Genomic DNA, 20539 nt, shown 5'->3' on the forward strand with positions numbered 1-20539 from the left:
TTCGATTTTGTATGCGCACCAGTGAAATCGTTGAATTTGGGGAGTCAAAACTTGTTCTATCGCGACAAAATCCGATTGCATAAGGAGCGAACATGGCAGGGCAGCGTGGAAAGAGGGGTGGTCGGCGCGAGCGGCTGGCACAGCGCGCGGCCAAGCCGGCTATTGATCCCTGTCCGCCCGGTCAGATTGGTGGCGCATATAAGCCCCTCAGCGACGATGACCTGAGGCGAATCTACGACACCGCGCTGGACTTGCTGGAAAAACTGGGCGTGGGCGAAGTGCCCGAACGTCTGCAAGCCGATCTTTTGGCCATAGGCGCGACAGACAACGGCAAAGGGCGCATCCTGTTCCCGCCCGCGCTGGTAGAAGAGGCGATCGATCAGGCCGCCAAAACCTTTGTTTTGCACGGGCGCGACCCTGACCGCTCGATCGAAGTGGGCGGTAACAAGGTATATTTCGGTACCGGCGGCGCTGCGGTGCAAACGCTGGATATGGACAGCGGCCTCTACAGGCCGTCGACGCTGGATGATCTGCACAACCTAACCCGGCTTCAGGACACGCTGGCTAATGTCAGCTGGTACACCCGTTGCTGCGTTGCTACCGATGTTTCAGACAATTACGATCTGGACGTCAACACAGTATTTGCGCTGCTGAAGAACACAACCAAGCCCACGGCGACCTCGTTCACGCTGGCCGAATATGTTGCTCCAATCATCGAGATACTGGACATCGCCGCTGGCGGCCCGGGCGAATTCGCCAAACGCCCCTTTATGAAGGCCCATATCAGCCCGATGATCTCGCCCATGCGCTATGGTGAGGATGCGGTGGATGTCGTCTATGAATGTATCCGCCACAACATCCCGATCTCTTGCATTACCGCAGCTCAGGCCGGGGCCACTGCGCCTGCCACATTGGCCGGGTTCCTTGCACAGTCGCTGGCCGAAACGTTGGCCGCGCTCTTGATGGTACATGCAATCCAGCCTGGCTATCCGATGATCTTTTCCAACTGGCCGCTGGTGATTGACCTGCGTACCGGTGCATTCTCAGGCGGCAGTGGAGAGACCGCGGTGCTCAACGCAGCTTCGGCGCAGCTGTCAAACTGGCTTGGTCTGCCCTCGGGCGTGGCTTGTTCTATGACCGACGCCAAAGCCATAGACGCGCAATACGGGATGGAGAAGGGCATCACTTCGATGGCTGCTGCATTGGCCGGGGGGAACCTGATCTACGAAAGCTCAGGCATGACCGCTTCCTTGCTGGGGGCGAGCTTTGAGGCCTTCGTTTTGGATGATGAAATGCACTCGAACACCTATCGTGCCTTGCGGGGTATCGAAGTGACCGACGAAAACCTAGGCTTTGATGCGATCTGTGACACAGTTCTGGGCGAGGGACATTTTCTTGGTGGTCAGCACACTTATGCCGCGATGGAACGCGACTATTTCTACCCCTCGCTTGCCGACAGGGATGAACCGCGCACATGGGCTCAGAAAGGTGCTCAAGACGCTTGGGCGCGCGCCCGGGAACGTGCGCAAGAGATACTGAGAGAGCACAAGCCGCAATACCTGACGCCCGAGCAGGAAAAGGAAATCCGCACCCGGTTCAACATTCTTCAACCGTGATCGCCTATCAGTTGATGAGCCGAAAGCTTTCGTCTAGCCATGGGTTGCTTTGCACTTGTGGCGCAATTGCATAGTCGGAGATCAGGGCGCGCATTTTTCCGTCCACAAGTTCCAATACCGACCTTGAGCAATCCGGTGTCGCGACCAGGGCCAACGTGCGGGAAAAGCTCTTGCCCGGAAAGCGATGTATTCTGAGATGGCTGCTAAACCGCTTTGCGCGGGAGAACAGCAGCGGGGTCGTGATGGTCCATCCGGCACCTGATGCAACCATCGCCATCAGCGTCTGGTTGTTGCTGCATTCGAAACTGGACAGCGATGAAAATCCCAGCCGACGCAGTTGCGAGTCGATCTGTCGCGCAATGATCAGGTTGCTAGAGAATTTCAGAAACGGGAGGTCGCTGCGGCCTTCGACGATATCGGACACAGGGCGTTCACAACCCAGCGGCAGAACCACGACAAACGGATCACGCAGCAAAGGGCGTTCTTGCAAATCGCGAGCACGTTCATTTGGTGTGGTTGTGATCCCCAGATCGAGATGCCGACTGCCCAACATGTCGATGATCGTATGGCTGGAGTCCGTTTGGTACACAAAGTTGCAATTGGGCATGTGCCCCGACAGAAAAACAGCCAGTTCAGGTATGATGTCGCTGTCGAAATCTTCGATCGTCCCAACGCGCAACAGGCTCGCCTCAGCTATAGTTCCTGCCGATGCCTCGGCCTTGGCTTTGCGGATCGCGTAAAGTGCGTCGTCAATGTTACGTAAAAATACCTGTCCCTTGGGGGTTAGCACCATAGGTCTGCGCGCGTGATTGAATAGCTCGATCCCCAGATGATCTTCCAGATTGCGCAGGTGGTGCGAAACCGTACTGATCGTCAGGCCGGTCTCTTTAGATGCTGCCCGCAGCGATCCTTTGTGTGCGCAAATCTGAAAAAGCTCCAACCACTTTAGGCTCAGATCTTTCGCGGCAGAGTGACGAGGCATTGGTTTCCGCCCATCTTGCTGAAACTGTAGGTTCTTAAATTCGACAGAGTGACAGTATTAGTAGCAAATTCTCAAAGTAATAGCTGAGCTTTCGGTCTGAAACGAAAATTGTGAAACCTTCTGCTTCGTAAATCACACGGCGCCATAAGGTGCTGAAAAGAAACAGCTGAGGATGACAGGAACTTTAAACCGCTCGAGGCGATGGCCGTGGTCTCTCTTGGCGTTGCCGGAACCGCACAGGCAGACTGAGGTGAGATTTCGATCACTGAGATGGATAGGGGTTCTGCGATCATTGTGACGCAGGTTAGCAAATTTCTGTTAGAGCAAGGTTATGGCTGCACGGTCACTATAGTGCCGTTAGCCACGACCCCGGCGCTGGCTTCGGTGGCGGAAACAGGTGAGCCGGATATTCTGACCGAGATGTGGACCAATGGTGCCCCGGCCTATCCGGGTCTGATCGAAAGCGGTGCCATCGTTGAACGTGCTAAGGTTTTATCGGATGGCGGTGTCGAAGCGTCGTGGATTCCCACCTACCTGGCCGAAGCGCACCCGGAACTGACCACGATCGAAGGCATCTTGGCCAATCCTGAACTGGTTGGCAATCGCTTCCACAACTGCCCTATCCGCCTTGCGGTGATGCTTTATGTTCGATTCCCGCTATCGCTTCGAAAGGTAGAAGACCTGCTGTATGGGCGTGGCATCGAAGTCAGCCACGAGGCAGTGCGGTATTGGTGGAACCGTTTCGGCCCGATCTTTGCTGCTGAGATCAGACGGAATCGTATTCAGCAGCTGCGCGTTCTCCAAATGGAAGTGGCACGTGGACAAGGGTATCGTGAAAGTGAATGGCAAGCGGCACTACCTCTGGCGGGCCGTGGATCATGAGGGCGAAGTGCTGGAGGCAGTCGTCACCAAACGCCGAAACAAGCAGGCCGCATTGAAATTCCTCAGGAAATTGATGAAGCAGCACGGCAAAGCGGAAACCGTCGTTACGGATCGCTTCGCATCCGACAAGGCTGCGCTTAGAGATCTGGGTGCCCTGGAAAACCAAATGACGGGCAGGTGGCTCAATAACCGCGTCGAGAATTCGCATCTGCCGTTTCGACGACGCGAACGCGCCATGCAGCGTTTTAGGCGCATGCGAAGTTTACAGAAATTCGCCTCAGTCCATTCCTCCGTTTACAACCACTTCAACCAGGAAAGATCTCTCGCCAGTCGAGACACCTTCAAGGTGACACGCTCTGCCGCCCTCTCAGGGTGGCGCGAACTTGGTGCGGCATAAAGGGCAGCTCTACTGGGCTAGCTGAGCCTGGTTCGAGTTTGTCTGACAGCACCCAGCCGAAAGCTGCAAATTCACGAACCGATCAAGGGAAAACACCACCAGGGTCATTGACCGGCTGGGGCTTTCAATATGGGATGCGTGATCGACTGATGAATTGGCGTAGCGCGAACCGCGAGCGTACAACGCGTAAACCCGGCAGCCGCATTAGTTTTGTCTGCAGGAAGGTCTCAAACTCCTCGAGACTTTCGACCGCGACTTCCAACAGAAAATCCTGTGCGCCGGTCATCAATGTTCCGGTCACAACCTCATCAAACAATGCGACCTGACGCTGAAAGTCGGCCACTTTTTCGGCGTCTTGCCTCTCGAGTTCGACCGAGACGAAAGCTGTGATCGGAAAACCCGCCGTTTTACGGTCGATGCGGGCGCTATAACCTGAAATCAGTCCGGTTTCCTCGAGGCGCGCCAACCGGCGTTTGCATGGTGTGGCGGACAGACCGATGCGTTCCGACAGTTGGACCAATGACATACGTCCGTCCTCTTGCAGCGCGCGAAGAATCTCTCGATCCACCTGATCAGTAGTGAAAGGCACTATAAATCTTTCAATTGGTAGTAATAAGCGCTCAGTTTCTTTCAAAATACCCTGGAAAAGAAGTTTTTCAACCCGGCACGGGACCATAGGCTGGAAGTGATGATCCTGACGGATCGAAACGACTGCACCCAGCCATACAAACAAATGGTGAAATCATGCCCCTGATCCTGACAGAAGAAACTCCGCCGCCCGGATATGAACGCCTGACTTTTGTCGAGGATTCCAGCACCGGGTTACAGGCCTTCATCTGCCTTCATTCGACAGTTTGTGGCCCGGCGGCAGGTGGCTGCCGAATGTGGGCTTACGACAGTCGTGACGCTGCGCGTGAGGACGTGTTGCGACTGGCACGCGGCATGACGGCCAAGAATGTCATGGCCGGTCTTGGGCTGGGCGGTGGCAAATCGGTGATCATCGGCGATGCCCGAAAAAACAAAACTCCGGCAATGCTGCGCTCCTTTGGTCGCGCTGTCGATGCGCTGGAGGGGCAGTATTATACGGCCGAAGATGTGGGTTTCTCGCCCGAAGACATTCGGATTGTTGCAGAGGAAACGGATTTCGCCGTTGGCCTTGAAGGGGGTGAGCATGGCAGCGGCGACCCTTCACCCTTTACCGCCGAAGGGGTTTTCCAATGCCTGAAGGTTGGTGCCAGCGACGTGTTCGGCAGCGACGATCTGACCGGACGCTGCGTGCTGGTGCAGGGTCTGGGCCATGTGGGCATGAGCCTGGCGGAAAAATTGTATGCCGCTGGTGCGTCACTTATCGTATCAGATATCAATCAGGCCGCGCTGGACTTGGCCCGCGACCGGTTACGTGCGGATATCTGCCCTGTGGATCAGGTCTTTGACGTGCAGATGGATGTTTTCGCGCCATGTGCTCTGGGTGGCATTCTGACCCATAGCAGCGCAGAGAATCTGTCGGCGCGTCTGGTCTGCGGCGCAGCCAACAACCAATTGGCCGAAGACTCTGTGGCCGAAACCCTTCGCGCACGCGGAATTCGTTACCTGCCAGACTATGTCGTCAATGCGGGCGGCATCATCAGCGTGGCAGGTGAAATCCACAGGGCGGGTGAGACATATCGCCAGTCCAGGCTCAAGGAGATCGCGGCGCGTATTGCCGAGATACTCGCAACTTCAAGGCGCACCGGCCAATCGACCACAAGGGTCGCCGATCAGATTGTCGATGATATTCTCGAACGCGCCTGTGACCATCGACAGGAGGGTGCAGCATGAGCGAAGAAACCAAACCGCTTTCGCTGAGCGTGCCTGAACCGGGATGCCGCCCAGGCGATACGCCGGATTTTTCGGACTTTGAAATCCCCCGCGCTGGTGAGGTCCTCCGGCCGCCGGTCGATGTTGCCGCGGATGACATTCGTGACATGGCTTTTTCGATTGTTCGGGTTCTGAACAAAGAAGGGCAGGCCATCGGTGAATGGGCAGGTGCAATGACACCAGATGAACTGCGTACCGGCTTGCGACATATGCTAACCCTGCGCGCTTTTGACAAGCGCATGCTGATGGCGCAGCGCCAAGGCAAGACAAGTTTCTATATGCAGCATCTGGGCGAGGAGGCGATCAGTTGTGCCTTTGCTCGTGCGTTGCGCCCCGGTGACATGAACTTCCCGACCTATCGTCAGGCCGGTCTTCTGGTCGCGGTGGACTATCCGATGCTGACGATGATGAACCAGATCTATTCCAATGCCGAAGACCCGCTGCACGGGCGGCAGTTGCCAATTATGTATACCTCGAAGGAACACGGGTTCTTTTCAATCTCAGGCAACCTGGGTACGCAGTTTGTGCAATCGGTGGGCTGGGCCATGGCCTCGGCCATTTCGGGGGATACCAAGATTGCCGCTGGCTGGATCGGCGACGGTTCAACCGCGGAAAGCGATTTTCATGCGGCGATGGTATTTGCCTCTACCTACAAGGCGCCGGTGGTCCTGAACATCGTCAATAACCAATGGGCTATCTCGACCTTCCAGGGGATCGCCCGGGGTGGCGTTGGCACATTTGCCGCGCGCGGTCATGGGTTCGGCATTCCCTCGCTTCGTGTCGATGGCAACGACTATCTGGCCGTTCATGCGGTTGCCAAATGGGCCGCCGAACGTGCGCGCCGGGGGTTGGGCCCGACCTTGATTGAGTACGTGACTTACCGCGCGGGCGGACATTCTTCGTCGGACGACCCTTCGGCCTATCGTTCGGGTGAGGAAGCCAGTGCCTGGCCGCTGGGCGACCCAATAAAGCGACTGAAACAGCATCTGATCGCGATCGGTGAATGGTCCGAGGAACGCCATACCCAGGCCGAGGCCGAAATCATGGATGAGGTCACTGCGACGCAGAAACAGGCCGAAAGCGTCGGTACGCTGGGCGACGGCAAGGTACCATCCCCGCGCGATATGTTCGAAGGCGTCTATGAAACGATGCCGCCGCATCTGGTCCGGCAGCGTCAGCAGGCGGGGTATTGACAGATGGCCCAAATGACAATGATCGAAGCCATTCGCGATGCCCATGACGTGGCCATGGCGGCTGACGACCGCGTGGTTGTATTCGGTGAGGATGTTGGGTTCTTTGGCGGGGTATTCCGCTGCACCGCCGGTTTGCAGGAGAAATACGGCAAGAGCCGCTGCTTCGACGCGCCGATCAATGAAAGCGGCATCGTCGGTACTGCAATCGGTATGGCCGCGTATGGCTTGAAACCGGTGATCGAGATTCAGTTCGCCGATTATGTCTATCCCGCCTATGACCAGATCGTCAGTGAGGCCGCGCGTCTGCGCCACCGCTCGAACGCCGATTTCACCTGCCCGCTTGTCATCCGCATGCCCACTGGCGGCGGTATTTTCGGCGGCCAGACCCACAGCCAGAGCCCAGAGGCTCTGTTTACCCATGTGTCGGGCCTCAAGGTGGTGATGCCGTCAAACCCTGCGGACGCCAAAGGGCTGTTGCTTGCCTCGATTGCCGACCCTGATCCGGTGATTTTCCTGGAACCGAAGCGTCTCTACAACGGGCCGTTTGACGGGCACCATGACAAGCCGCTGACAACCTGGAAAAAGCACGCCCAGGGCGCCGTGCCCGAAGATGATGAGATCGTGCCTCTGGGTAAGGCCAAGGTCACCCGTGAGGGGTCGGATGTGACCGTGCTGACCTACGGGACCATGGTTTACGTGGCCGAAGCCGCCGCAAAGGAAACCGGTATTGACGCCGAGGTGATTGACCTGCGGACACTCATGCCATTGGATCTGGATGCGATCACCGCTTCGGTGAAAAAGACCGGCCGCTGTGTGATCGTGCATGAAGCCACGCGTACCTGCGGCTTTGGCGCCGAACTGCTAAGCCTCGTGCAGGAAGAATGCTTCTATCACCTCGAAGCGCCCATTATCCGGGTCACCGGGTGGGACACACCTTATCCACACGCTCAGGAATGGCAGTACTTTCCGGGCCCTGCGCGGGTGGGTGATGCTCTCAAAACAGTGATGGAGGACTGAGCCATGGGCGTGCATGTCATCCGCCTTCCGGACATTGGCGAAGGCATTGCCGAGGCCGAGTTGACCGAATGGCTGGTCAAACCCGGCGATATTGTCAGGGAAGACGATATTCTGGCTGTGGTGATGACCGACAAAGCTGCGGTCGAAGTGCCATCATCGGTGGATGGCAAGGTTCTGGAACTGGGTGGCGAGATCGGCGAATTGATGGCTGTTGGTGCCACTCTGATCCGCATCGAGGTCGACGGCGAAGGCAACGAAGGCGAAGTGCCTCCAGTGACCGAGGCGGCCGAAGTTGTGCCGGAGCCTGAGCCAGAGTCGACGGTCGAGCCCAAGCCTGAGCCTAAAAGGGCTCCTGAGCGGGCCGCACCTGCGGTGGCGCGCGCCCAAGGCACCAAGCCGCTGGCTTCACCTTCCGTTCGCGCCCGCGCCCGTGAAGAAGGGATCGACCTGCGTCAGGTGCCGGGGTCCGGTCCGGCCTCGCGGATCAGCCACAGCGATCTGGACCAGTGGATTGCCTCGGGTGGAATTCAGCAGGGTCAGATCACCCGTGGTGCAAATACCGGCATCGAAGAGGTGCGCGTCATAGGTATGCGCCGCAAGATTGCCGAAAAGATGCAGCTTTCGAAACGCCAGATCCCGCATATCACCATCGTCGAAGAGGTTGAAATCGAGTCTCTCGACGCGCTGCGGGTGGCGCTGAACGACAAGCACAAGAGTGACAGGCCAAAGCTGACCATGCTGCCATTCCTGATGCGCGCGATTGTCGAGGCGGTGCGTGAACAGCCCGGACTGAACGCGCGTTTTGATGACGAGGCCGGTGTCATCCATCGTCATGGCGGAGTGCATGTGGGCATCGCCACCCAGACGCCAAATGGGCTGAACGTGCCGGTGATCCGCCACGCCGAAGCGGGCAGCCTGTGGGACAATGCCGCTGAGTTGACCCGCCTGGCCGAAGCCGCACGTGACGGAACGATCAAGCGCGAGGAACTGCAGGGCGGAACCATTACAATCACCTCACTCGGACCTTTAGGAGCGTTGGCCACCACGCCGATCATCAACCACCCCGAGGTGGCAATCGTCGGCGTCAACAAGATGCAGATCCGCCCGGTCTGGGACGGTCAACAATTCCAGCCGCGCAAGATGATGAACATCTCGTGCAGTTTCGATCATCGCGTGGTCGACGGCTGGGATGCGGCGGTCTTCGTGCAGAAACTGAAATCCTTGCTGGAAACCCCGGCCATGCTGTTTGTGGAGGGCTGAATGTCGGACCTGAAATGTAAGTTGCTGATCATCGGCGCTGGTCCCGGCGGTTATGTCTGTGCCATTCGTGCGGGCCAGTTGGGCATCGACACGATCGTGGTGGACGAAGCCAAGCCCGGTGGCACCTGTCTGAATGTCGGCTGTATCCCTTCAAAGGCGCTGATCCACGCAGCTGACGAATTTCACCGGATCACAGCGATGAATGATGGCCCGTTGGGCATCACCGCCGCTGCCCCGACAATCGATCTCGCCCAGACTGTTGTCTGGAAAGACAGTATCGTCCGCCGGTTGAATGCCGGTGTCTCAGGCCTGATGAAAAAGTCAGGTGTCAGGTTCATGTCGGGCCGCGCCCGTTTTCTGGATGGCAAGACCCTATTGGTCAGCGATACCGATGGCGAGAGCCGCGAAATCAGCGCCGAATACATCGTCATCGCGTCAGGCTCGGCTCCGGTCGAACTGCCCTTCTTGCCATTTGGCGGCGATATCCTGTCCTCGACCGAAGCTCTGGCATTGGTTGACGTGCCTGAAAGCCTTGCCGTTGTTGGCGGCGGTTATATCGGGCTGGAACTGGGTACGGCCTTTGCCAAACTGGGTTCCAAAGTCACCGTGGTCGAGGCGGAATCCTTTATTCTGCCCACCTATGACAAAGCGCTGACCGCACCGGTGGCGAAACGTCTGGCAGCTCTGGATGTCACGGTCATGACTGACACCAAGGCGCAAGGCTTTTCAGATGGTGTTTTGGCCACGGATCAGGGCAATGTTGAAGCCGACAAGGTACTGGTGACGGTCGGCCGCCGCCCGCGCACCCAAGGTATCGGTGTCGAGGAACTGTCGCTAACCCTGAATGGGCCGTTCATCCAGATCGACGAGACCTGTCAGAGCTCAATGCGGGGCATTTATGCAATCGGGGACGTTACGGGTGAGCCCATGCTTGCGCATTGCGCCATGGCGCAGGGCAAAATGGTTGCCGAACATATCGCGGGTCACACCGTAGAGTGGGACAAACGCGCGATCCCGGCAGTTTGTTTCACCGATCCCGAAATCGTCACCTGTGGCGCTTTGCCCGGCGAGATTGACGGCACAAAAGCCACTGAATTCCCGTTGGCAGCCAATGGGCGGGCCATGACTTGCGAACGTGAAGACGGTTTTGTCCGCGTGGTCTGGCGCGAAAGCGACCATGCTGTCGTGGGCATTCAGGCTGTCGGCGCGCAGATGTCGGAACTTTCGGCGGCGTTCTCGATCGCCCTCGAAATGGGCGCCTGCCTCGAGGACATCGGTGCAACCATCCACGCACACCCGACACAATCTGAAGGCTTACAGGAAGCGTGTTTGAGGGCTCTGGGCCAAGCTCTGCATTTCTGAAGTTAAGGCTGAAAGTCTGTCAGACCTGCTTCGGTTGTCCCGCTGTACTTTTTTGATAACCGAATAGGGCTTTTGTTGGCGCGATGCCGGGGCCATGCAGAGTGGGGGAACCACACAAGCAATGTTTGAGCAGGCCAACGTTCCGGTCCTTCTAGGGCATAGAAGAAACGAGCTAACATCTTCGTTTTGGCTAGGCCTGCAGCCTGAAAACGATATTGGATATTTCATGTTAGCAAAATTTCTTCAGAGCTTACTTGAGGTCGATCTTGGTTTTCCCGGTATCTTTCCTCAAGGATTGTTCGATTTCGCTCAGAATTACCTCCGAGAGTAACTTCATCGAGATCCGGCAGTGCCGAGTCTCGGCGATATCGAAACGTCCGGCTTCGCCCAGCTTGTTGGATGGTCCACCGCCGCCGCAAATCCGAAAATACTTGCAATTCTGGGCGCACATCGCGACGCCCAGATCAATCTCACGTTGCGTATCGCGAAATCTGGGATCAGCCAGAATATCCGAAAGGCTGTCTTGGTAGACATTTCCGAAAGGTGATCCATCAAATTTGGCCACTGCGGCCCCGGCCAATTCAGGTGAAAACGTATGAAACCCACCACCGGCATCTATAGTTACAATACGAAATGGCGTATTCTCCTGATGTCGCAGGGCGCGCGGTTTGCCGGAATATCGCAAGACTTGTATCAACGCTTCCAATTCTCGCAGACGAGGGCGCCCGGTTCGCAATGCATGACTTACCAGTTCGATCAGAAACTGCTCCATCTCACTGTCGTTCGCCGTGTCCAGCGTGGAAGTTGCATTCTCTCCTTCTTGTTCTTCAAAATTCAAACCCAGTTGGCGTGGGTTCAGGTCATCGAAGAAACGGATGAACGCATCCTTGTGGCGGAGCGTAGTTTTGGAAACAACGGCAATGACGGTTGGCTCCAGCCCTTCGTGGGCTAATAAGCGATATCCTTTGATGACGGACTTGAAGGTGCCGATTTGAGATCGTGTCAGGCGATGAGCGTCATGAATGACGGCGGGCCCGTCCATGCTGACACCCACTTTGATCTTGTGATCTCGGAAGAAGCGACACCACTCTTCGTTCACCAAAACGCCGTTGGTTTGGAATGCGTGGGTGATTTTAGTGTTTTTGCCGAGGGTTTCGTTGAGGATGTCGATGGCTGTGGCATACCAATCACGCGGCAGGACCATCGGTTCGCCCGCATGCCAAACCACCGTCATTTTTTTTGCGGCCAGGCCTGCTCTGGCCATCCAGCGGCCAGCCGCCGCCACGGTTTCGTGCGACATGCGTCGCTTGTCGTCGCGGCCGGGCAGATAACAATAGGTACAGTCGAGGTTGCAAAAGGGCGTACCTTGCAGCACGAGCAAATCGGTCCGACCGCGAAAGCGTGTCCGGTTTACCAGTTCACCCAGTTGCCCCAGTTTGGCCAATCGTTCCAGTCTCCCCAGTTGAACCAGTTGTTCCAGTTGTTCCAGCACCCATTGCACCAGAGTTGCGAAATCTGCGGACCGTCCTCATCGTTGGAATGGTCTTCGCCCTCATATGCTCGCCACGCTTCGGAAATCTCATCCAACCGATCTATGGCGTCAGCAGGTTGCGTCGACGCCGAGCCAATTCCAGCGGTCTGCGCCATCCACAGCATGGCCAGTAGCAGGGGCTTAGATATGTGTCGTATCACTCTGGACACTCAAGATGACCTCCGCATGTGTCGCTGGGTGTGCTTTTGGTAAGTTTACCATAACTTTGATCAATTTTCTCCGCTCTGACCCATATGTTCTTTCTCGGCGAGATCACGGAAGGTCCTCAGAAATTTGAGAACAGCATCGACGTCATACGCAACGGGATAGCGCCACACGTCGCCGCCTTCGTCCTGGATCAAGAGAATTTCGTGACCATCGGTTTCCTCAAGTGCCAAGCTCTTGGCTGAAATCTCAAACTGTACTGGTCCCGACGCCTCATAACTATCGGAAGGTTTCAACCGGTCCTTTTCGCACGTCGCTTTTATTTCGCCAAAATTGTCTGGTGACTTCTGCTGCTTTTCATTCGGAACGACCAAAGTGATCGTGACCAAGGGGGGTCTGCCTTCACAGCGTGATGTCAGCACATGAAGCATCAACTTGTGACCGATCTTGTGGACTTCGAGGTCATCCAATGAAAGGTAGACCGCGTTTTGATCGTTGAGTGTCATGTTGCTGAAATTGTGCAGGTTTGCCGCGTCACCCTGTGGGACTTTTTTGTTTTTCTCCCGAACAGGTTGGGCCAGTTCCGGATGAAAGATCACGGCAAACTCTTGCACGCCTTTGCCCGTACCCTCCAGGTGAGAGTTCTGCATTTTGACGCCGATCAACCCATGCGTTCCAACCTGGATCGTACCTTCCGCGCGTGAGCCGACGTCGGGTCCAAAGGGATTACCGGCGTTGAACGACTCTGGATCTAAGAAAGACGTGTCGATGGAATGCGGAGACCCCAATCTGCGCAGTTTCAACCTCTCCTGTTCCTGATCCTGTTCTTCGTTGTCGCGGATTAAATCATGCACCATGATCACTTCGGGAATCGCTGACGACGCGATACGCTTTGAAGGCAGGTTATTCTTTGAAATAATCAGAAACTGGCCAGTGACTAATTCTTCTAGTTCTGGGTTCGTGCAAACCTGCCCCTTTTGACCCAGTTCAAACCCCAGGTTTGGTGGCAAATCCCGTGTATTCAACGTTTCACCAGCGTTGCCCGACCCGTCGTTCCGTGCAAATCCGATTCCTGCAGACTTGGTATAGTGCAGAACAGCTCCGGTATTGCCCAAGGGAAGAGTTCGGTCCTCATCTTTACCGATTTCGATGCAGTCCAGTTTGTGTTCCACCGGGTCATTTACGAGTTCCTCGAACCGGTTCCACGACAGAACCTGATAGCCGGTTCCAAACAGCTGGCGCATGCGGCCATCAATCTCTGCCCGCGCGCTCAGGGTGGCGTGTTGCGAAAAATCTTTTTCCATCCACGGCACCAATCCGAGGAAGGTTTCATTCGCCCATCCCTCACGTTTCATTGCAACCCGATTACTGCGTCCTATGGCGTGCTGGTTGTAGAGACCATATGCGCGATCGAGATGATCCAATGCGTCGCGCATCAAAGCATAGCCTGCTTTCAGGCCCTCATTCTCGCTTCGCAAAATCTCTTTTTCGCGGTCTGCGGTGTTCCCCTTCAATGCTGCGATCCCAAGCCATCCGATAGTCACGACGGCCGCTGTGGCGACAATCGCCAGCCGTGCTCGTTTTTTTTGTTCTTTCAGCGTTCGGCGCTGCTCTTTCAATCGCTCTCGAATGGCGCGTGTTGCCTCGGATTTTTCCCGGTCCAGATCGTCGAGCTTGCTTTGCTTTTTTTCCAGGAAGAGGTCCCGTGCTCGTGCGATATCGCGCTTTCCGAATGTGCCCGCCGCGTCCTCCTGATGCTCGCGCGCTTGTTCCTTGCGACGTTGCAGGGCACGCACTATCCAGTTCAACGAGAAGGTTCTGCGGTAGTGCACGTTGCGGATGAAGTCCGACTTTTTGTCTTCGAACAGCACCGCAAGTTTTGGATAGTCGGTCTCGATCACCGCGTCCGCATCCAACGTTCGGTTTAGCGCGCTGAAAACTTCGGCTTCCCGGTCCACCCAGTCGCGGATAGCGGAATTGCGGATCAGTGCTTCGTGCGTCACGTCGTATTGGTGACGCTCGTTAACCTCGCTTCGCACAAGAAACCCGTGCTGTACCAGAACGTCCAAAGCGGCGCTGAGCGCGCGAGTTGTGGCGTCCTGATCCGGGCCAAAGGACTCTGTTGAGGCCATGCGCTGTTCGACAAGCTCGGCCGGATTAATGAATTCGCGATAAAATCGTTCATTCTCATCTTTGGAAGTGATTGCACACAACGCAGCCCTCAGCGCTGCGTCTGCGACTTTCCCCGGTCTTTCGGGTGCTTTCGGTTGCGCTGCGCTCCAGATTTCAACGAACTTTTGCTCGGCCTCAACTAGCGCTTCCTTTACATCGTCTCGCAAAGCGTTCTGGAGCCATTTGCCTTGGACCTTGTGCATATTGGGCCAGGCTTTTTCCAGATCTTCCATTCGCACCTGAAACGGACGTTGATCCTTACCATCATTCAGATCCTGAATTTTTCTATACCAAAGATCCGTAAGGGCATGTTCAAACAGAGGGAGGTGATCCAGTGGGTGTTCAAGCCGGTCGCGCAAGGCTTCGACGTCGTCCAGTATGCGTTCCACCACCTCTGGATCGTAGGGCGCGGTTTCGGTTGTGCGGTCATATCGCACATCCCATTGATCCAATACCTTTCGGGCAGGTTCATAAATCGCCTGGCGCAACTCGCGGCGGCCCATCATATCCAGAAGAAAGACCGACTCGTTGACGATATCGGCAATTCCGGGCACCTGTGAGCAGCGATGTAAATCCTCGGCTCGCATGGTGATCAGCAGGAAAACACCCGGCGGCTTTTGCTGATGTACGCAGCGGATCATCGAGAACAGGTCTTCTGCTTCCTGCTTGTTGACGTTTGATCGGAAAATCTCTTCGAATTGGTCGATCAGCAGCGCAAGATTTGGTTCGGCGTCCGGTCCCGATGCGCTGTCATCCCGCTCTTTCGATTGCACTGCACGCGTAAGATTTCGAACCCAGCGAAACGCGGAAGTCATTCCTGAGTGGAGCGGGGGGGCTTCGGGTTTAGGCTCTTCCCCGCGCGGTAGGCCGACATCGACCGTCAGGTCATCCCGCATCTGTTTTCGCAGCATCGAGACGAGACCGTCTTGTGCTGACGCATCTCCAGACCGTTTGAAAAAATACTCCAGTATCTTGTCTTTGTATGCCGCACTTTTCAGCAGCATTCCAAAAAACTGTCGGTCGAAAGCAGCCACAAATTGTTCGACCGGATCGGTGCCGGGCCGGAAATCAACCGCAACCCAGGAACCTTGTCTTCCAGCCACGGGAACGGCAGCGGACCGGAGATGGTTCAGGACCGCACCACGTACGACTGAAGATTTACCGCAACCGGAACCGCCAATGACAAACACGATCTGAGTCTCGCTCAGGCGTTTGACAATCTGCTTTCGCATATGGTCCCGGCCAGACAGCAGAACCGTAGTCTCGTTGTTGAAATACCGAAGGCTGACATAAGGCGAAATGAGCCCATAACTCTGCGCGCTTTCTTGTTCGCCATCACCGTCCTTTCCACCATCAACCGCCGCCAAAAACGCATCCCGATACGTTTTGAGGGCATGAAAGGGATCGGGGCTATGCGGTGACATCTGGCTCACAAAGGTTATTGCGGGACGGCGTCTGCATTAATTGAATCCCACCACGCGTTCAGCCTGACACGCAGGTCCTGCACTTCGACGTCTTTCAACGAGGTTCCTTTTCTGCAGGTCAGTTTACGCCAAAGCTTGTGTTTTCCCGGAACGCTCTGGGGTAAATCAACGCTGGAATAGCTTTGCACCAGCACACCGAACACTTCACGGATACGTTCGGGTGCATGTTCCAGGACGGCTTCCTCGTAGATGCTCGCCCGTGTCACGACGTGGTTATAGACACGGCTGTGGTTATCACGTTCCCAATCATTCAGCCCGTGATCCGTGATGAAGATTACCAGCGGAACACCAGAGGGCTTCTTGTCGGCTATGCTCCGCAGCCTGTCCGCGTTGCCAAACGTGTCAGCCAGCGCGAGGGGAATTGTCAGTGCCTCCAGCGGCGGTGCGGCATTCTCATTTGCGGCTGCCGCCTGATTGAAGAAGTTCTCACGCACATTCACAAAAAGTGCTTCCGACCGCAGTGGAACTTCGGGCGGGTCTTCCCACAGCAGGTTGGCTCCGATTGGGGTTTGCAGCACGTCATTCAGGATCTCGCTCAGTTCGTCCCCATGAACGAACTTGGTGCCGTAAGGTTCTTTCTCCGGTATCGAACCAATGTCCGAATACCACACAAATTGGCGCGAAATCGGCCCCGGGGCCCCAGATTTTTCGCCGAGGTATTCGTCCACGCGCGTCGCAAGCAAGCGCGACTCGGGCGCGTCTGATGCGGCTTGTACCAGACTACCGACAAACTGATCGGCGCCTGGAAGGATGACATCCCGAGGGCGTCCATCGAACGCTTTCATCGCACTGGCGTTCAGATCCGTTCGGACCATGACCTCATGCTTGAGATCGACAAGATCATAGTTTTTGGGAAGGGTGTCAGGCAGAGCATCCACCAGTTTGTCGTAAGCTGCGTATTCGTCTTCCTTGCCGTCGGGCCGGGGACCCAGGGACCGCACGGCCACAACAAGGTTTTTTCCGTCATGCTGTGTTTCTTCGTCCGGGTCGTCCTGCGCAGGTTCAGCCCGAATTTTCTGAACCCAATTGACGATATTTTCGGCGGTCAGCCGCATTGCCTTTTCCGGATCCGGCATCAGGGTCGGCTGCCCACTTTTCAGGAAGATAAGCGGCTCAGCAAATTGGGACAAATCAAGGTAGGACACATCGCGGAAGTTCTGACCGGCCTCAAGATGCATGGTCGATTCAAGAACTCCGTTCCAGTTCATCAACGAAAAACCGTCAAGAAAAATCGGGACGATCATCTTGTCAGGTTTCCAGCTGCGTGCCAGCTCAACGGCTTCTTCTTTAGCGATTTTTTCGGCGTAGCTGGCCCCGACCAAAGCGACAAAAACATCGCACTCGGCCACTTGCTCTTTTAGGGCGTCCATAAGCTTGGCGCCGGCAACAACCGGAGTTTCTTTCCAGTCATTGACGACCGCATCAATATCGTTCTCAACCGCTTGGCGGAAGAGTTCGGCTTTCAGAAATCGAACGATCGCCGACGTGGTGGCCTCGTTCTCTCCCGTGTAACTGAAGAAGACGCGCATAGCCGTTCATCGCAATGATTTATTGATCAATATCAGTATTATGTTGTGTCAAAAGGTGACGTAAAGTCAAGCATTATGCGTTAATTGGTGCGCAGGGCGACTGACGCCGACTTTGCTCATTCCGCCTTGGTATGTGCGCAGCGGGTCAAAGCAGCGCCGCACCCAGTAGCAATATGTATAGGCAGGCGAATGCCATCGGGATCATTCCTTCCAGCTTATGGAAGTCGCGCCGCTGATTGGATTCTAAATGCGCCCACTCGTCGGTGAAAACCTTCCGGTCCATGTTCACCTCCATTTCCTGCAAAACAGTGAACTTGGCTGCATTGAGTTGACCGTAACTGCGTAACAGCAGTTGCCACGCGATACAGATCAGAATTCCTGCCAACGGAATGGCCCATTGCCAGGTAAGCCGACTCGCATCATCCACGCTTGCTTTCCCGCTGGACAGGTACCCGTATAGCGAAATAACGGCACTGTTTACGCTCAGCATCCAGACATTCGCGGTGTTGCGACGATCACTGACTTTCTCGGCTGTCGCCAAGTACAGCTTGTAGAGTTCAAAATTTTCCTTTGTTTCATCCGTCATTGGCGGAACTCATTTCCTTGAATTGAAATTTAGAATTGCAATTCAGGTATCCTAACACAGCAGGTGGCTCTGTAGGAAAAACTTACATCGATCCGAAGCTCATCGACCTTTGTGGAAAAGTCAAACTTCGACTGCGTGAAGCCCAAAGGACGATTTATGGAATGGTTGCGCTGACGTCAGACACGTAGCCGATCATGTGCCGGCGGCGAGGGATTTGACTTTACCGCCGTTTCGGCACGGAATTTCCTCCCTTGGCGGCAATTGCAGCTGCTCGAGCACGATTTTTCTTGCTATTGGGTTTGCCCTTTGGGGGCGGGGGACCTTTGGCGCCGCTGCTACGGGGTTTGGACCGCGCGTCTTTGCCTGTCTTGGAGCCAGTCTTCGATTTACCCTTGGATTCTGATGCCGAAGGTTTCCGTTTTTTCAAAGGAGCCTGCGAAATCCGGTCTGTGTCTTTTGCGTTGGATTTTTGCGCTGGCGATTGTTGGGGGGTGTGCCCCGAGTTGCTTGCCTTCAGGTGCTTGCCCTCAGACGTCGTATTCGAACTAGTCGAGTGCGTGTCCGTTTTACGACGACGTTGCTTGCCAACAGGCGAGCGATCAAACTTCGACCGTTTGGACGGGGGGAGGTCTGGTGCCGTGTCCAAACGTACAATGTCTTTTGATCCTTCTATCTTCATTTCCGGACCAATTGCCGCCAGAAATCCGTCAACGGCAGCTTTGCGGATTTCGACGTAGGACAGATCATCTGCTATGCGGATGGCGCCGATATCATCTTTTGTAATATTGCCCACCTTACAGACCATTGGCAGCAAGTGTCGCGGGGACGCATTTTGGTTTCGCCCCTCTGACAACGAGAACCAAACACTGGGGCCGAATTCTGCTCGGGGTTTGGGCTTATCGACCTGTACCGTACCTAGTTCTTCGGGCGCGGAGTGGCGTTTCTGGTACTGGCGCAGATAGGCTGCAGCGATCTGATGTGGCGTGAAGTTTTCAACAAGTTGGTCAACCGTCGGACGTTCGCTTTCAGTGATATCCGTATTCCAGTCTTCGGAAGCAAGCATTCGAACTTGGTCGCGTTCTGCTACTGCGTCAGCCGAAGGCGCGGATTCCCAATCTGCATTGAGTTTGGCAAATTTTAGAATGCGTTCCGCCTTTTTTCGGGACGAAGGAACAACAATCAAAGCACTTACACCTTTTCGGCCAGCGCGGCCCGTGCGGCCGGATCGGTGCAAGAGGGTTTCGTGGCTGTTCGGCAATTCGGCATGCACCACCAGATCAAGGTTGGGCAGATCAATCCCCCGAGCGGCTACATCGGTCGCGACACACACACGTGCCCGCCCGTCCCGCATCGCCTGCAGTGCGTTAGATCGTTCGCTTTGAGTGAGCTCACCAGAAAGGGCCACAACGGAAAAACCGCGGTTCGACAACCGCGCGGTCAGGCGCGACACCATTGCGCGGGTATTGCAGAACACAATTGCGTTGGGCGCCTCGTAGTAGCGCAGCACGTTTATGATTGCGTTTTCGCCATCGCGCGGGCCCACCATCATGGCGCGATAGTCGATGTCTGCATGCTGGGTCTGTTCGCTTACGGTCGATACGCGCTCCGCATCGCGCTGATAGCTTTGGGCGAGTTTCGCAATCGCGCTTGGAACGGTGGCAGAAAACAGCAAGGTCTGACGGTCCTCGGGAGTTTCCTCGAGGATGAATTCCAGATCCTCACGAAAGCCCAGATCCAGCATTTCGTCCGCTTCGTCCAGAACAACCGCACGCACCTGAGTCAGATCGATAGAGCCGCGCATGATATGGTCGCGTAACCGACCCGGGGTGGCGACAACGATATGCGAGCCACGCGCCAACGCGCGACGTTCGTCGCGCATATCCATACCGCCCACACAAGATGCCAGAAAAGCACCCGCGTCAGAATAAAGCCACCCAAGCTCTCGTTTTACCTGCAGCGCAAGTTCACGCGTCGGTGCGATGATCAACGCCAGTGGGGCGCCCGACGCACCCAGTGTTTCCTCGTTGCCAAGCAACGTAGGGGCGATCGCCAAGCCGAAACCGATAGTCTTTCCTGAGCCGGTTTGTGCGGAAACCAACAGGTCCCGACCTTCCAGCTCGGGTTGGGTGACTGCTTGCTGGACAGGGGTCAAAGCGTCATAACCCTTGCGGGCAAGCGCATCTGCGATGGTTTTTTTCACGGCGGAAATTCTCTGTATGGTACGGGCTGCACGTCTTTGCAGGTTTGCAATCGGCGCATCATCCGAAATTAAAGATCGCTCTTTATCGGCTGTCTTTCGGTTTGTATAGGTGCGGCTTCACGTTAGTTGCGGAAATTGGCCTGTTTGACAGAAGCAGAGGCAGGCGCCGCAACACCTAGTCTTTTGCTTGCGACGAAAAAGACGCGCAACGCAACGTGTCTTTGCCCCCTAAAATTGTGCCACTACTTTGGCCGAGAAGGGGGAACAAGGGATGGCTCGGAAGCGATACTCGGACGAAGACATTCT

Annotated in this window: 14 protein-coding genes and 2 pseudogenes; 8 read left to right on the forward strand and 8 right to left on the reverse strand. The window is 55.8% G+C overall.

Annotated features, from left to right (window positions below):
• Positions 1 to 92: 92 nt before the first annotated feature.
• Positions 93 to 1616: a trimethylamine methyltransferase family protein gene (locus ACR0ER_RS23060; RefSeq protein WP_480770894.1), complete on the forward strand. Its 1524-nt coding sequence runs from the start codon at positions 93 to 95 to the stop codon at positions 1614 to 1616.
• A gap of 7 nt (positions 1617 to 1623) precedes the next feature.
• Here ACR0ER_RS23060 and ACR0ER_RS23065 read toward each other — a convergent pair whose 3' ends face one another.
• Positions 1624 to 2598, reverse strand: a complete 975-nt coding sequence (locus ACR0ER_RS23065) for a LysR family transcriptional regulator (RefSeq protein WP_480770895.1) — start codon at positions 2596 to 2598, stop codon at positions 1624 to 1626.
• 270 nt (positions 2599 to 2868) lie between these two features.
• On the opposite strand from ACR0ER_RS23065, the pseudogene ACR0ER_RS23070 reads away from it, so the two are divergent.
• Both ACR0ER_RS23070 and ACR0ER_RS23075 read left to right on the forward strand, forming a co-directional pair.
• Positions 2869 to 3171, forward strand: a pseudogene (locus ACR0ER_RS23070) (glycine betaine ABC transporter substrate-binding protein); the annotation flags it as partial.
• A 63-nt stretch (positions 3172 to 3234) separates the two neighbouring features.
• Positions 3235 to 3877 (forward strand): annotated as a pseudogene (locus ACR0ER_RS23075) (IS6 family transposase).
• A 124-nt stretch (positions 3878 to 4001) separates the two neighbouring features.
• Here the strand turns inward: ACR0ER_RS23075 and ACR0ER_RS23080 are convergent.
• Positions 4002 to 4469 (reverse strand): Lrp/AsnC family transcriptional regulator, encoded by a 468-nt coding sequence (locus ACR0ER_RS23080; protein WP_170331350.1) that lies wholly within the window; start codon positions 4467 to 4469, stop codon positions 4002 to 4004.
• Positions 4470 to 4621: 152 nt separating this feature from the next.
• On the opposite strand from ACR0ER_RS23080, the gene ACR0ER_RS23085 reads away from it, so the two are divergent.
• From ACR0ER_RS23085 to lpdA, 5 genes are read left to right on the forward strand one after another with little or no spacing between them, the layout of a single operon-like run.
• Positions 4622 to 5695, forward strand: a complete 1074-nt coding sequence (locus tag ACR0ER_RS23085; protein WP_480770896.1) for a Leu/Phe/Val dehydrogenase — start codon at positions 4622 to 4624, stop codon at positions 5693 to 5695.
• Complete coding sequence (locus ACR0ER_RS23090; protein ID WP_480770897.1) at positions 5692 to 6927, forward strand: thiamine pyrophosphate-dependent enzyme; 1236 nt, start codon at positions 5692 to 5694, stop codon at positions 6925 to 6927. The genes ACR0ER_RS23085 and ACR0ER_RS23090 overlap by 4 nt, the downstream gene beginning before the upstream one ends.
• Positions 6928 to 6930: 3 nt before the next feature.
• Positions 6931 to 7944, forward strand: coding sequence for an alpha-ketoacid dehydrogenase subunit beta (locus ACR0ER_RS23095; protein ID WP_480770898.1), 1014 nt, complete (start codon positions 6931 to 6933; stop codon positions 7942 to 7944).
• 3 nt (positions 7945 to 7947) lie between these two features.
• On the forward strand, positions 7948 to 9204 hold the full coding sequence (locus ACR0ER_RS23100) for a dihydrolipoamide acetyltransferase family protein (protein WP_480770899.1): 1257 nt from the start codon (positions 7948 to 7950) through the stop codon (positions 9202 to 9204).
• Positions 9205 to 10566, forward strand: a complete 1362-nt coding sequence (gene lpdA / locus ACR0ER_RS23105) for a dihydrolipoyl dehydrogenase (RefSeq protein WP_480770900.1) — start codon at positions 9205 to 9207, stop codon at positions 10564 to 10566.
• 250 nt (positions 10567 to 10816) lie between these two features.
• Here lpdA and grrM read toward each other — a convergent pair whose 3' ends face one another.
• The 6 genes from grrM to ACR0ER_RS23135 all read right to left on the reverse strand — a co-directional run bounded on the left by grrM (position 10817) and on the right by ACR0ER_RS23135 (position 20233).
• On the reverse strand, positions 10817 to 12010 hold the full coding sequence (grrM, locus tag ACR0ER_RS23110) for a cyclophane-forming radical SAM/SPASM peptide maturase GrrM/OscB (protein ID WP_480770901.1): 1194 nt from the start codon (positions 12008 to 12010) through the stop codon (positions 10817 to 10819).
• Positions 11977 to 12267 (reverse strand): hypothetical protein, encoded by a 291-nt coding sequence (locus tag ACR0ER_RS23115; RefSeq protein WP_480770902.1) that lies wholly within the window; start codon positions 12265 to 12267, stop codon positions 11977 to 11979. Before ACR0ER_RS23115 ends, grrM begins: the two co-directional genes overlap by 34 nt.
• Before the next feature lie 60 nt (positions 12268 to 12327).
• Entirely contained in the window at positions 12328 to 15858 is a 3531-nt protein-coding gene (locus ACR0ER_RS23120) for an nSTAND1 domain-containing NTPase (protein ID WP_480770903.1), read from the reverse strand.
• A gap of 14 nt (positions 15859 to 15872) precedes the next feature.
• On the reverse strand, positions 15873 to 17447 hold the full coding sequence (locus ACR0ER_RS23125; protein ID WP_480770904.1) for a toll/interleukin-1 receptor domain-containing protein: 1575 nt from the start codon (positions 17445 to 17447) through the stop codon (positions 15873 to 15875).
• 145 nt (positions 17448 to 17592) lie between these two features.
• A complete protein-coding gene (locus ACR0ER_RS23130; protein WP_480770905.1) occupies positions 17593 to 18033 on the reverse strand; it encodes a RipA family octameric membrane protein in 441 nt (146 codons plus the stop codon).
• 220 nt (positions 18034 to 18253) lie between these two features.
• The gene (locus ACR0ER_RS23135) at positions 18254 to 20233 is read right to left on the reverse strand and encodes a DEAD/DEAH box helicase (RefSeq protein WP_480770906.1); all 1980 of its coding nucleotides are present in this window, start codon (positions 20231 to 20233) and stop codon (positions 18254 to 18256) included.
• Positions 20234 to 20539 lie beyond the last annotated feature (306 nt).

It is taken from the genome of Ruegeria sp. CH8, assembly GCF_056536985.1.